Source organism: Arthrobacter sp. SAFR-179, from assembly GCF_059414945.1.
In genome coordinates this window covers 1-11,907 of record NZ_JBPFDM010000017.1, presented here as the reverse complement: position 1 = coordinate 11,907, position 11,907 = coordinate 1, and the positions used below count along the sequence as shown (strand labels likewise).

Genomic DNA, 11,907 nt, shown 5'->3' with positions numbered 1-11,907 from the left:
GGTCACAAAATAGTAAGCACGCTTGCTATCACTCCGGGTGGGTGGTTGAGTTGAACCATGAGCAGCTCAACGGACCCAGAGAACCTGCCTCCCCGCCGTGCCCGGGAGGATGAAACCACCCGCAGCGGAAGCTACCGGGATGCAGCAGCGGACGATGCCGCCACCCGCTCAATGGACCAGGCGCCCACTCGCCCACGCGAAAGGGACTATTCCACTGCACCCTCTGCGGAGCGGGAATACACCCCCGCCCCCACCCGGGCGACGCCCGTGGTGGAGCCGGTGGCAGACTCCACCCTGGCGAACCGGGAAACCGCAGTCGCACGCCAGAAGGAGCGGTTTGGCGGCATCAAGGTGGGCTCGGCGTTCTTTGGCTGGCTGACCGCCACGGGGATGGCCGTGCTGCTCACCGCGCTGGTGGCAGCGGCCGGAACCGCGGTGGGCCTTGCCAGCAACACCGACGTCAACGAGGCCGTGAACCAGGCCGCACAGAACACCGGCACCGTGGGCCTGGTGGGCATCATCGTGCTGCTGGTGATCCTGCTCCTCTCCTACTACTGCGGCGGCTACGTGGCTGGCCGGATGGCCCGCTTCAACGGCGCCAAGCAGGGGCTCATGGTGTGGATCTGGGCGTTGATCGCGGCCATTGTGGTGGCCATCCTGGGCGTTGTGGCAGGGCAACAGTTCAATGTCCTGGCCAACCTGAACAGCTTCCCGCGCATCCCCATCAATGAAGGCCAGCTGACCACCACCAGCATCATCGCCGCGATCGTGGTGGCAGCCGTGGCCCTGGTTGGTGCAGTGCTCGGCGGCCTGGCGGGCATGCGGTTCCACCGGAAGGTTGACCGCGCCGGCTTCACCCCGGACAGCGAGTTTTACGACGACGAGCGATAGTCAGGCGAGAATGTCGCCGTCCACGTACAGCCACCGGCCGTGCTCCCGGACGAACCGGCTGTTCTCGTGCAGGACCCCCCGTTCCCTGCCCTGCCGGTAGTACGCCTTGAACTCCACCGTGCCGGCGGTATCGAAAGGTCCGCCTCGGCTCGTGCCGAGGATGTCCAGGCGGCGCCACTGCATCGACGGGTCCAGGTCAAGGCCGGCCGGTGCGGTGGATGGATGGTGGGTCCGCAGCAGGTAGTCCGCATCCAGCAGGACGAACGCGCTGTACCGGGACCGCATCAGCTGTTCGGCCGTGGCAGCGAGCGCCTGGCCGGAATGGAACCTTCCGCAGCATTCGGCGTAGGGCTCCCCGGACAGGCACATGCAGTTTGCGGACTCATTGGATTCTGTCACCCGGTGATGCTGTCACATCGGATAACAGCTTCGCTACAACCTCGGAACAGGCCGGGCGCGCGGCGGCATGGCCGGACAAAAATCCGTATGGTGGAGAAGGAGCTTGCCCCCGGCACCGGATGCCGGGAGCGGACCCAGGATGCCGGCTGGAGAGGAGAGAAGACGTGGAGAACCCGGACACTCTCGTCCTCAACCTGACCTTCCTGGGCACTGTTGGCGTGGCCCTCATGATGTTCGGCGTCCTCTTCCTGCTCGGCGTCATCACCCTGGTTCTCGCGGGCCTGGGACGCCTTGCCGCCATTATTCTGATGGCCTTGTTCGGGCGGGTCCCCGGGAAGGGGAAACTGGCCCGGTTTGCCGATTCAGCCGCTCAGCCTGCCCAAGACGGCAAGCCGCTGGCGGCAAAGGCCGCAGCGCTGAAGCCGGACAAGCTGAAAGAGTCGCTGCGCACCGCCGTCGTACGCCATCCAAAACTTGCCGCCACCCGCCCCGAACCGCCGGTCCTTGCTGAAGACTGGGCCTCCGCCGTCGCCGAGGCCGATAAGCGCGCCGAGGCCAGGGCACGTGCCGCTGCGCCCGAAATCAAACTGTCGGTGCGGGACCTTCCGGACCCGGCCGTGCCCGCCGACAAGGTGGCCGAGGTGGCCCCGCTGGTGGAATCCGCCCTTCACAACCACCGGCCGCCGCATGAGCTGCCGCGGTCCTTTAAGAAGCCCCAGCCGCCCCACCCGGTGCCGCCGCTGGATACCGGGTCCCTGGTTTCCCTGACCGGCAAGCAGCAGGTGCTCAAGGAACAGGCGCAGGACGCGCACCCCCAGCCGTAAGGGAGAACGGCAAAGCCCTTACCGTGAGCAACCATCTGGGTTAGCGTGAACATATGGAATTCAGATACCTCGGAAACAGCGGCTTCAAAGTCTCGGAAATTACGTTCGGCAACTGGCTGACGCACGGCTCGCAGGTGGAAAACGACGTTGCCACCCAATGCGTGCGGGCTGCCCTCGACGCCGGCATCAGCACCTTTGACACCGCGGACGTCTACGCCAACACCGCGGCGGAAACCGTCCTGGGCCAGGCCCTGAAGGATGAGCGGCGCGAGTCCCTGGAAATCTTCACCAAAGTCTTCGGCCCCACCGGACCCAAGGGCAAGAACGATCTTGGCCTGTCCCGCAAGCACATCATGGAGTCCATCAATGGCTCGCTGCGGCGGCTGCAGACGGACTACGTGGACCTGTACCAGGCCCACCGCTACGACTTCGAAACGCCGCTGGAGGAAACCATGCAGGCGTTCGCGGACATCGTCCGGCAGGGCAAGGCGTTGTACATCGGCGTGAGCGAGTGGACAGCGGAGCAGCTCCGCGAGGGGCACAGGCTGTCTAAGGAACTGGGCTTCCAGCTCATCTCCAACCAGCCGCAGTACTCCATGCTGTGGCGCGTGATCGAAGCCGAGGTGGTTCCGGCGTCGGAAGAACTGGGCGTGTCCCAGATCGTCTGGTCGCCCATGGCCCAGGGCGTTCTCAGCGGCAAGTACCTGCCCGGCCAGCCTGCCCCGGAAGGCAGCCGCGCCACGGATGAAAAGGGCGGCGCCAAGATGATCGAGCGCTGGATGCGCGACGACGTCCTGGCCGCCGTGCAGGAACTGAAGCCGATTGCCCAGGAAGCAGGCCTGTCCATGCCCCAGCTTGCCGTTGCCTGGGTCCTGCAGAACCCCAACGTTGCCTCGGCCATTGTGGGCGCCTCCCGGCCGGAGCAGATTGCCGACAGCGTGGCTGCCGCCGGCGTGAAGCTGGAGGCGGAGGTCCTGAAGAAGATCGACGACGCCGTCGGCGGCCTTGCTGAGCGGGACCCCGCCCAAACCAAGTCGCCGGCCACGCGGGAAGCGTAAGTGGCGTCCCCGTCGGAGCTGCCGAAGCTCGCGGTCACCGGGTCCACGGGAGGCCTGGGCGGAATGCTGGCGCGGCAGCTGGCCGCGTCCGGTTTCGCCCAGCGCCTGCTGGTGCGCGACGCGGCGCGGGCGCCGCAATTGGAGGACGCCCATCCGGTGGTGTGTTCCTACGGGGACGGCGCCGCGTCACGCCAGGCCCTTGACGGCGCGGAAATCCTGTTCATGGTGTCCGCCGCGGAAGCCGAAGACAGGCTGCAGCAGCACTATGCGTTTGTGGATGCCGCCGCGGATGCCGGGGTGCAGCACGTGGTGTACACGTCCTTTTACCGGGCCGCGCCGGATGCCACCTTCACCCTGGCCCGGGACCATTACGCCACGGAGGAGCGGATCAAGGCGTCAGGGATGGACTACACCTTCCTGCGGGACAACTTCTACCTGGACTTCCTGCCGCTGCTGGCCGGGGAGGACGGCGTGATCCGCGGCCCTGCCGGTGACGGTGTGTTCTCAGGGGTGGCACGGGAGGATGTTGCCCGCTGCGCCCACGCCGTGCTGCGGGATCCGGCCATCCACAAGGGCATGACCTATAACCTGACCGGTCCCGAGGAACTGACCATGGTGCAGGCAGCGGAGGTGTTGAGCACCGGGACCGGGCGCACCATCAGCTACCACCCGGAGACCGTGGAGGAAGCCTACGCGTCACGGGCGTCCTATGGTGCTCCGCAGTGGCAGCTGGATGCGTGGGTCAGCACCTATACGGCGATGGCAGCGGGTGAGATGGCGGGGCTGTCGCCTGACGTCCACGGGCTGACCGGCCAGGACCCCATCAGCCTTGCCGGGTTCCTGGCCCGGCCGGTGCTGTAGGGGGTTTAATTTCGTTGACGCGCGGGTGGTCCCGGCGTAGACCTGTTGGCGGGGGCGTCCCTTAACTCCGCTACCAGAATCGCAGCGCCATGAACTACAGCAACCAGCAGCCCACCCGGGAGCCGTCGGCGGAACAGGCACTTGTTGGAGCGCCCGGCTTGCAGCCAACATCAGGTCCTCTCACCCGCGAGGAACTGCAGCTCGCGGCCCGCAACCACTCCATGCCGCTCGAGATGCTCCGCCGCGAAGTGACGCCGCCCGGGCTTCACTATGTGCTGACGCACTTCGACATTCCGGATCCCGATGCGTCGTCCTGGCACCTGCGGATCGGGGGTGCGGTGGAGCGCGCCCTGGAGCTGGGCATGGCGGCCCTGCACAGGGATCCTGCCATCACCGTGCCCGTCACCCTCGAGTGCGCGGGCAACGGCCGCTCGCTCCTGGAGCCGCGGCCCGTAAGCCAGCCCTGGGTGCTGGAGGCTGTGGGTACGGCGTACTGGACCGGGGTGCCGCTTGCCTATCTCCTTGGCAAGGCGGGCGTGCTGCCGGATGCGGTGGAGGTGGTCTTCACCGGGGCCGACGCGGGGGTTCAGGGCGGCGTCCCCCAGCAGTACGCACGGAGCCTGCCGATCCGTGAGGCGCTGCGTCCCGACGTCGTTCTCGCCTACAAAATGAACGGCGCCGACCTGCCGCCGCAGCATGGCTACCCGCTGCGGCTGGTGGTGCCGGGCTGGTACGGCATGGCCAGCGTGAAGTGGCTGCAGTCCATCGACGTGGTCCGGGCGCCGTTCACCGGGTTCCAGCAGCAGCCTGCCTACCGCTACCAGAGCACCGCGGACGACGCCGGCACGCCGGTTACGCGGATCAGGGTGCGTTCGTTGATGGTCCCACCGGGCGTTCCGGACTTCTTCACGCGGCGGCGGTTCCTTCGCCCGGGCCCGGTGATGCTGGAAGGCCGGGCCTGGTCAGGGGAAGGTGCCGTGACCGCCGTCGAGGTGGGCATTGACGGCACCTGGCTGCCGGCGCACCTGGACAAGCCCGTTGGCGGCTTCGCCTGGCGGCGGTGGAGCCTGCCCTGGGTGGCCGACCCGGGCGAGCACGTCCTGGCGTGCCGTGCCACGGACATCACCGGCGCTACCCAGCCACTTGAGCAGAACTGGAACTACCAGGGAATGGGCAACAACGTGGTGCAGCGGGTCAGCGTGACGGTGGAGTGAAGAGACGGGCCCCGGGGCTATACTCGGTGCCAGCCATGACCAGTCTCCCTGCCTCCCCCGCCAGTGTCCGCATCGATGCCTGGCTGTGGGCCATCCGCGCCTATAAAACACGGTCCGCCGCCACTGCCGCCTGCCGGGCAGGGCATGTCCGCCTGAACGGCAGTCCGTCGAAGGCGTCGGCGACCCTGGTTCCAGGCGACACCGTTACCGTCCGCATGTCCGGGTACGAGCGCATCCTCGAGGTCCGGCGGCTGATCGCGAAGCGTGTGGGAGCCGAGGCAGCCTCACACTGCTTCACCGACCACACTCCGCCGCGGCCCGTTCTGCCGGCGCTCGGCCTGCCCCAACGGGACCGGGGCGCGGGCCGGCCCACCAAAAAGGACCGCCGCGAGATGGAGCGGCTACGGGGCCCAGCGTGAAAGGCGTGCCGGAGACGTCAAGCGCCGGATCTGGTGCGCGCCTGCACGAGGTTGGCGAACGGCAACCGTCCGAATTCCGCCACGAACGCTGAATGATAGGCCGCTTCTGCGCTGTTGAGTTGTTCCGCCGGAAGCTCTTTCCACGCAACGGCCAGTGATCCGGCGTCGGCAAGCTGCCAGATTGCGCGCCCGTCCCAATGCCCGGGCGGCTTTCCTTGCCCGAAGTCCACAAACTCCTGGATTTGGCGCCGGAGCCCCCGGTTGCCTTGGCTTCCGGGCCCGGCTTTTCCGATGTAGAGAACCGCGGCGCCGTCCACCCACTCTGCGGTCAGGGCGGCTGCGGGGAGGGACGGTTCCTTCTTCTTGAAGACGCCCGCGGTGCTTTTCGCGAGGAAGCGCGGCTGGAAGCCTTCCGGAGCCACGACCGTGAAGAGGCCCGTTCCTTGCGGGATCCTCATAGTCTCGAGGTCCTGGATCGGCCGGAAGCCGGCGAAACCTTCGGCCTTCAGGCCCTTCCTGGTGAACTGCATAATCCATTGAACAGCATGTCCCCTGGCCGTTGCTGGCCGGCCGGGACAAACTCGATGTGCCCACCCTTCCCCGCAGAAGCGTAGAGTGACATAGGACGCCTGATTCTGGACGCCTCGCTGCCAAGGGAGAAATCGTGACGATTGATTGGGACGAAAAAAAGGCCCTGCTACAGGAACCGAACATCGCGAAGGTAACCCAGCTTTGCGATGAACTGATGGAGAAGAAGCCCGGTTCCACAGTCCCCTATATCGACCCCGTCCACGACGAAGATGAGTGCAGGATCATCAGCCTTCAGGCCAGCCCCGGCAAGGGGACCGAGTCCGGCTTTGTCTCCCACAACAACGACGACGAAGCAGCCCGCCGCGCTACCCAAATCTACGAACTCGCTGAGCTGGACCCCCGCTACGTCATGCCCTGGAACGCCTACCCTTGGGTCCGTGAGAGCGGCAGCCCGTCGGCCCTGAGTGTCCAGGAGAAGACCGACGGCCTGCGTCCTTTCCGGCAGTTCCTCAAAATCAACTCCCGGGTTTCGGCCATCATTGCCCACGGCACGGACGCGTCCACATTCCTCACCCTGTTCGAAAAGACCTACCACTCCTCGCTGAAGAACGCCGGCATCAAGATCTACAAGGCCTCCGCCCTGGGCGGGAGGGCCTTTGCTGTCTCTGAGGCAAAGCAGGAAGAGCTGCTGGCCAAGAGCGTGGACACCTACCGTGACGCCATGCAGCGGGCAGGTATCCAGCACCTCTAGCTGCCCATTTCACAGCCTTCTTTCAGCCGCGCAGGCGCATACTCGTAGGTACCCTGACCGGCGAGAGAACCAGGCTGAACCGTGACGCCCTACCCCGACCGTTCCCCAAAGCCAGCATCTCCAGTGGAGGACGCGGCTGTGCGCATGGCGGCACTCCCCCAGCTGCGGCACTGGATCGCCGTGCCCATCCTCGCAGCACTCCTGATCGTGGCAGGCGGCCTGGCGCTGAGGTTCATCCCCGCCCTGACATCGGCGGACATGTCAGTGGACGCCGAGCTGAGCCATGACCACACGCCGCCGCTGACGGCCTTGGCCATGGCCATCAACGTGGTGTTCAGCCCGGCGGGCGGCGTGCTCATGATCGCCGCCCTGTGCCTCTACCTCCTGCTGGTGCGCCGCAGCCCCGTCAACGCCATCGCGACAGGGCTGGTTGCTGCAGGCGGCTGGGTGAGCAGCGAACTGTTCAAGCTATTGGTGGCACGCCACCGCCCCGACTCCACAGCGCTATACAACCCGCTGATCCCGGAGCCGGGAACGGACAGCTTCCCCAGCGGTCATGTGGCCCTGGCTTCCGCGCTGGCCATTGCCGTCTATCTGCTGGCCCGCGGCACCAAGTGGCAGCGGCCGGCAGCCATCCTCGGGATCCTTGTGGCCATGACCGTGGCATTTTCCCGCGTCTATCTCGGCGTGCACTACCCCACCGACGTCACGGCGTCCTTCCTCACCGCAGCCACGGGAGCGGCGTTCCTGACCGGACTGTGGAACCGGTTCGGGCTGTCGCTGCTGGCCCGGATGCCATTCCTGGCAAAACTCGGCCCCGTTCCAACGCCCCAGGGCTGAGGCGCTGCCATGACGGGCTTCATCGACGGCCTCCTGAACGTCAGCCCGATCGTGGCGTATATCGCCGTCTTCTGCCTGGTGTTTGCCGAGGATGCATTGTTTGTCGGCTTCGTCATCCCAGGCGAAACAGCAGCCGTCCTTGGGGGCGTGGTGGCCAGCCGGGGCGAGGTGCAGCTGGGCATGATGATGGGCCTGGTGGTGGGTGCCGCCGTCATTGGCGACAGCGTGGGCTATGAGGTGGGCAAGCATCTGGGCTCCCGCATCCTGGAGGCAAAAGTGCTCCGCCGCCACGCCGGGAGGTTGGAGAATGCGCAGGATTTCCTCCGCCGGAAAGGCGGTTCCGCTGTCTTCCTTGGTCGCTTCACAGCCTTCTTCCGGGCTGTCATGCCGGCCCTGGCCGGCACCTCCCGGATGCCCTACGGCCGGTTCCTCGCCTGGAACGCGGCGGGCGGCATCGTCTGGGGCATTGGCTTCGTCCTGATTGGCTTCCTCGCAGGCAACTCCTACGAGGCCGTGGCCAAGGCAGTGGGCCGGGATCTCGCCGTCGTCATCGCTGCCGTGGCCGTGGCGGCGCTCATCGTTTGGCACGTGCGTTCACGACGGCGGCGGCAGCGGCGGCGGGCCGCCAACCAGCGGCAGGACTAGGGAGAGCTTGACAGCAACTGTGACCAGTGCCATATTTGAGGACGTGAACCTGTCAGACAGCCGGACAGCAGGACAGCCTGCACACCGACCGCTTGCCCGGCTGAGCGCTGCCGAGGCGGTGTTCAACGCCATCCGCGGGGACATCGAATCCGGCACGATCCCGGTGGGAAGCAAGCTCAGTTCAGAGTCCACCCTCTCGCAGCAATACGGAGTCAGCCGCTCGGTCATCCGGGAAGCCCTCCGCTCCTGCACGGCCCTGGGCCTCACGGTCACCAGGACCGGCAAGGGCACGTTCGTCATTGCCAGCAAGGTGGCCAATGACCTCACCCTGGGGCAATACTCGGCACGGGACCTGACAGAGGCGCGTCCCCACATCGAGGTCCCGGCCGCAGGCCTGGCAGCGGAACGCCGCACTCCGGAGGAACTCGACATCCTCCGCGGGGTGGTCGCCGCCATGGCCTCGGAAACGGATCCGGAATCCTGGGTGGCGCTGGATTCCAGCTTCCATGCCACCATTGCGCGGGCCAGCGGCAACAAAGTGTTCGCGAGTGTCGTGGCTGACATCCGGGACGCGTTGGCCCACCAGTCCGAGACATTGAACATGGTGGCTGACCGCCAGCACGCCTCCGATCTTGAGCACCAGCAGATCCTTGCCGCCATCGAGGCCGGCTCCGCGGAAAACGCCCGCGCCGCCATGGCCCACCACCTGGAAGCCGTGGGCGCAGCCCTGGAATCCATCCTCAACAGCTAATTGAATCCAACCAACCCTTCCAAGGACACCATGCCATCCCCCGTGTTTTCTGCTGCCCAGACCGCTGCCCCGGACCAGCTGGCCCTGCCACAGCACATCCCCCTGGTGGCCGCCCTCCGTGACGGCCTGGTGGAAAGTGTCCACTATGGTTCCGCGATTGCGCTCGCGGCTGACGGTTCAGTGGCGGCAGCCGCAGGGGACCCGCTGACTCCGTTCTATCCACGCTCCGCGCTCAAGCCCCTCCAGGCTGTGGCCATGGTCCGCGCCGGCCTGGAACTCCCCGCGGATCTCCTGGCGTTGGCCGCCGCGAGCCATTCGGGCGCGGCAGTGCACCGGGACGGTGCCCTGCGCATCCTGGAACTGCACGGGCTCGCCCCCACAGACTTGGAAAACAGCACCGACCTGCCTTACGGCACCACCGAGCGCGAGGACTGGCTGCGCAACGGCGGCAGCGCCACCCGGATCACGCAGAACTGCTCCGGGAAGCACGCCGCCATGGCCGCAACCTGCGCCATCAACGGCTGGCCCTTGCAGGGCTACCTGGATCCCTCCCACCCGCTGCAGCAGCTCGTCGCCCGGACCGTCGTTGACCTGACCGGCGAGGAGCCGGCCGGCGTGAGCACCGATGGCTGCGGGACCCCGCTGTTCGCCCTGACCCTCCGCGGCATGGCCCGCGCCTTCGGCCGAATCGCCCAGGCGGCCGCACGGCACGACGGCGACACCTTCGATTCGACGAATGCGGAAGCCGCCGTCGGGCTCGCCATGCAGCGGCACCCGCACATGGTGGCCGGGGAAGGCCGCGACGTCACCGAACTGATGCGCCTGCTGCCCGGCGCCGTGGCCAAGGACGGCTTTGAGGGCGTCCAGCTGGTGGGCCTGGGTGACGGCAGTGCCGTGGCCGTGAAGATTTCCGACGGCGGCGACCGCGCCCGGATGCCCGCCACCGTCCGCCTGCTGGAGGCGCTGGACGTTGACACCGAACCCCTCGGTGGAATCGCCACCGCACCCGTGCTGGGCGGCGGTCACCAGCTGGGCCAGCTACAGGCCACTGATTTCCTAAACACCCAGTCCACGCCCGACAACGAAGCCCTGTGAGGACCTCCATGACCATGATCGACACCGCAGCGGACGCCACGTCTGCTCCCACCACCCGGTCTGAGCACGACCTGCTGGGCGACCGCGACGTCCCCGCCGGGGCGTACTGGGGCGTGCACACGCTCCGCGCCGTAGAGAACTTCCCCATCACCGGCCAGAAGCTGTCCTCCAACATGCACCTGGTCCGCGGGCTTGCCGCCGTGAAACTGGCGGCCGCCCGCACCAACCGGGAGCTCGGACTGCTGGACGCCGAACGCGCCGATGCGATCGAGCAGGCCTGCCATGACGTCCTGGCCGGCCGGCTTGCCGACCAGTTCGTGGTGGACGTGGTCCAGGGCGGTGCCGGCACGTCGTCGAACATGAACGCCAACGAGGTCATCGCCAACCGCGCCCTGGAAATCCTGGGCCACCCCAAGGGCGACTATGCCCGGCTGCACCCCAACGACCACGTCAACCTCAGCCAGTCCACCAACGACGTGTACCCCACCGCGGTCAAGCTGGGCACCATCTTCGCCGCACGGGAGCTGCTGGCAGCACTCGAGGAACTCGAGGACGCCTGCGCTGCCAAGGCCATGGAATTCCGCACCGTAGTGAAAATGGGCCGCACCCAGCTCCAGGACGCCGTCCCCATGACCCTGGGGCAGGAGTTCGGCAGCTACGCCGTCACCATCGGCGAGGACCGGCTGCGCCTGGCGGAGGCCGAACTGCTGATCCACGAGATCAACCTCGGCGCCACAGCCATCGGCACCGGCCTGAACGCGCCGCACGGGTACGCCGAAACCGCCTGCCGGCACCTGGCGGAGGTCACGGGCCTGCCGCTGGTCACTGCCGTCGACCTCATCGAAGCCACGCAGGACGTGGGCGCCTTCGTGCACCTGTCCGGCGTGCTGAAGCGGGTGGCGGTCAAACTGTCAAAGATCTGCAACGATCTCCGTTTGCTCTCCTCCGGCCCGCGCGCCGGCTTCGGCGAGATCAACCTGCCGGCCGTGCAGTCCGGCTCCTCCATCATGCCGGGCAAGATCAATCCGGTGATCCCGGAAGTGGTCTCCCAGGTGGCCTACGAAGTGATCGGCAACGACGTCACCATCACCATGGCCGCCGAAGCCGGGCAGCTGCAGCTCAATGCTTTCGAACCCATCATCGTCCACAGCCTCCACAAGAGCATTTCCCACCTCGAAGCAGCCTGCCGCACCCTTACGGCCCGCTGCATCCGTGGAATCACCGCCAACACCGAACACCTGCGCCGCACCGTGGAGCAGTCCATCGGGCTGGTCACCGCATTGAATCCCCACCTCGGTTATGCCACCGCCACTGCCATTGCGCAGGAAGCACTTGCCACCGGCAAGGGTGTGGCTGAACTGGTCCTGGAGCACGGACTCCTCACCGATGCCCAGCTCCAGGAACTCCTGAGCCCCGAACGCCTGGCCAACCTCAGCAAGTAGTCCCCACCTGCTCCCTCGCCTCGCAAGCTCGGCCAGGGAACCCGGCAGGCGTGGGCCCACCACCCCCCAAAGGACACTCCCATGACAAATACCCCCCTTCCTGACCACGTTATTGATGGTGGTCACGCGCATGCGTCCGAGACCTCCCTGCACGCGGAGGACAAGGGTTACCACAAGAACCTCAAG

At 66.8% G+C, this 11,907-nt stretch carries 14 protein-coding genes; 12 read left to right on the top strand and 2 right to left on the bottom strand.

Going from position 1 to position 11,907, the window contains the following annotated elements; all coding sequences use genetic code 11:
- Positions 1 to 57: 57 nt before the first annotated feature.
- Positions 58 to 891 (top strand): hypothetical protein, encoded by an 834-nt coding sequence (locus tag ACR65K_RS20020; RefSeq protein WP_056332105.1) that lies wholly within the window; start codon positions 58 to 60, stop codon positions 889 to 891.
- On the opposite strand, the gene ACR65K_RS20015 is transcribed toward ACR65K_RS20020, so the two are convergent.
- On the bottom strand, positions 892 to 1,260 hold the full coding sequence (locus ACR65K_RS20015; protein WP_056332107.1) for a YchJ family protein: 369 nt from the start codon (positions 1,258 to 1,260) through the stop codon (positions 892 to 894).
- Positions 1,261 to 1,454: 194 nt separating this feature from the next.
- Between ACR65K_RS20015 and ACR65K_RS20010 the strand changes: the two genes are divergently transcribed.
- The 5 genes from ACR65K_RS20010 to ACR65K_RS19990 all read left to right on the top strand — a co-directional run bounded on the left by ACR65K_RS20010 (position 1,455) and on the right by ACR65K_RS19990 (position 5,666).
- The gene (locus tag ACR65K_RS20010) at positions 1,455 to 2,114 is read left to right on the top strand and encodes a hypothetical protein (protein ID WP_056332109.1); all 660 of its coding nucleotides are present in this window, start codon (positions 1,455 to 1,457) and stop codon (positions 2,112 to 2,114) included.
- Positions 2,115 to 2,167: 53 nt separating this feature from the next.
- Positions 2,168 to 3,172, top strand: coding sequence for an aldo/keto reductase family protein (locus ACR65K_RS20005; protein WP_056332111.1), 1,005 nt, complete (start codon positions 2,168 to 2,170; stop codon positions 3,170 to 3,172).
- On the top strand, positions 3,173 to 4,033 hold the full coding sequence (locus tag ACR65K_RS20000; RefSeq protein WP_056332113.1) for an SDR family oxidoreductase: 861 nt from the start codon (positions 3,173 to 3,175) through the stop codon (positions 4,031 to 4,033). It abuts the gene before it with no gap.
- 89 nt (positions 4,034 to 4,122) lie between these two features.
- On the top strand, positions 4,123 to 5,247 hold the full coding sequence (locus ACR65K_RS19995; protein ID WP_440154661.1) for a sulfite oxidase: 1,125 nt from the start codon (positions 4,123 to 4,125) through the stop codon (positions 5,245 to 5,247).
- 35 nt (positions 5,248 to 5,282) lie between these two features.
- Entirely contained in the window at positions 5,283 to 5,666 is a 384-nt protein-coding gene (locus tag ACR65K_RS19990) for an RNA-binding S4 domain-containing protein (RefSeq protein WP_440154660.1), read from the top strand.
- Positions 5,667 to 5,683: 17 nt separating this feature from the next.
- Here the strand turns inward: ACR65K_RS19990 and ACR65K_RS19985 are convergent, their stop codons facing one another.
- Positions 5,684 to 6,196, bottom strand: coding sequence for a hypothetical protein (locus ACR65K_RS19985; RefSeq protein WP_440154659.1), 513 nt, complete (start codon positions 6,194 to 6,196; stop codon positions 5,684 to 5,686).
- A gap of 134 nt (positions 6,197 to 6,330) precedes the next feature.
- On the opposite strand from ACR65K_RS19985, the gene ACR65K_RS19980 reads away from it, so the two are divergent.
- The 6 genes from ACR65K_RS19980 to ACR65K_RS19955 all read left to right on the top strand — a co-directional run bounded on the left by ACR65K_RS19980 (position 6,331) and on the right by ACR65K_RS19955 (position 11,721).
- A complete protein-coding gene (locus ACR65K_RS19980) occupies positions 6,331 to 6,948 on the top strand; it encodes a uracil-DNA glycosylase family protein (protein WP_056332119.1) in 618 nt (205 codons plus the stop codon).
- Positions 6,949 to 7,092: 144 nt separating this feature from the next.
- Entirely contained in the window at positions 7,093 to 7,788 is a 696-nt protein-coding gene (locus tag ACR65K_RS19975) for a phosphatase PAP2 family protein (RefSeq protein WP_056332134.1), read from the top strand.
- Between the two features lie 9 nt (positions 7,789 to 7,797).
- Positions 7,798 to 8,433 carry a DedA family protein gene (locus tag ACR65K_RS19970; protein WP_056332121.1) on the top strand — a complete coding sequence of 212 codons (636 nt, stop codon included), beginning with the start codon at positions 7,798 to 7,800 and terminating at the stop codon, positions 8,431 to 8,433.
- 43 nt (positions 8,434 to 8,476) lie between these two features.
- Positions 8,477 to 9,184 carry a FadR/GntR family transcriptional regulator gene (locus tag ACR65K_RS19965; protein ID WP_056332137.1) on the top strand — a complete coding sequence of 236 codons (708 nt, stop codon included), beginning with the start codon at positions 8,477 to 8,479 and terminating at the stop codon, positions 9,182 to 9,184.
- A gap of 30 nt (positions 9,185 to 9,214) precedes the next feature.
- Positions 9,215 to 10,279, top strand: a complete 1,065-nt coding sequence (locus ACR65K_RS19960) for an asparaginase (protein WP_440154658.1) — start codon at positions 9,215 to 9,217, stop codon at positions 10,277 to 10,279.
- Positions 10,280 to 10,287: 8 nt separating this feature from the next.
- Positions 10,288 to 11,721 (top strand): aspartate ammonia-lyase, encoded by a 1,434-nt coding sequence (locus tag ACR65K_RS19955; RefSeq protein WP_440154657.1) that lies wholly within the window; start codon positions 10,288 to 10,290, stop codon positions 11,719 to 11,721.
- Positions 11,722 to 11,907 lie beyond the last annotated feature (186 nt).

What these genes read in the sequence shown, in the direction of transcription:
- ACR65K_RS20020 (WP_056332105.1), top strand. Translation starts at nt 58, where the DNA reads ATGAGCAGCTCAACGGACCCAGAGAACCTGCCTCCCCGCCGTGCCCGG.
- ACR65K_RS20015 (WP_056332107.1), bottom strand. Translation starts at nt 1,260, where the DNA reads ATGTGCCTGTCCGGGGAGCCCTACGCCGAATGCTGCGGAAGGTTCCAT.
- ACR65K_RS20005 (WP_056332111.1), top strand. Translation starts at nt 2,168, where the DNA reads ATGGAATTCAGATACCTCGGAAACAGCGGCTTCAAAGTCTCGGAAATT.
- ACR65K_RS19995 (WP_440154661.1), top strand. Translation starts at nt 4,123, where the DNA reads ATGAACTACAGCAACCAGCAGCCCACCCGGGAGCCGTCGGCGGAACAG.
- ACR65K_RS19990 (WP_440154660.1), top strand. Translation starts at nt 5,283, where the DNA reads ATGACCAGTCTCCCTGCCTCCCCCGCCAGTGTCCGCATCGATGCCTGG.
- ACR65K_RS19985 (WP_440154659.1), bottom strand. Translation starts at nt 6,196, where the DNA reads ATGCAGTTCACCAGGAAGGGCCTGAAGGCCGAAGGTTTCGCCGGCTTC.
- ACR65K_RS19975 (WP_056332134.1), top strand. Translation starts at nt 7,093, where the DNA reads ATGGCGGCACTCCCCCAGCTGCGGCACTGGATCGCCGTGCCCATCCTC.
- ACR65K_RS19970 (WP_056332121.1), top strand. Translation starts at nt 7,798, where the DNA reads ATGACGGGCTTCATCGACGGCCTCCTGAACGTCAGCCCGATCGTGGCG.
- ACR65K_RS19960 (WP_440154658.1), top strand. Translation starts at nt 9,215, where the DNA reads ATGCCATCCCCCGTGTTTTCTGCTGCCCAGACCGCTGCCCCGGACCAG.
- ACR65K_RS19955 (WP_440154657.1), top strand. Translation starts at nt 10,288, where the DNA reads ATGACCATGATCGACACCGCAGCGGACGCCACGTCTGCTCCCACCACC.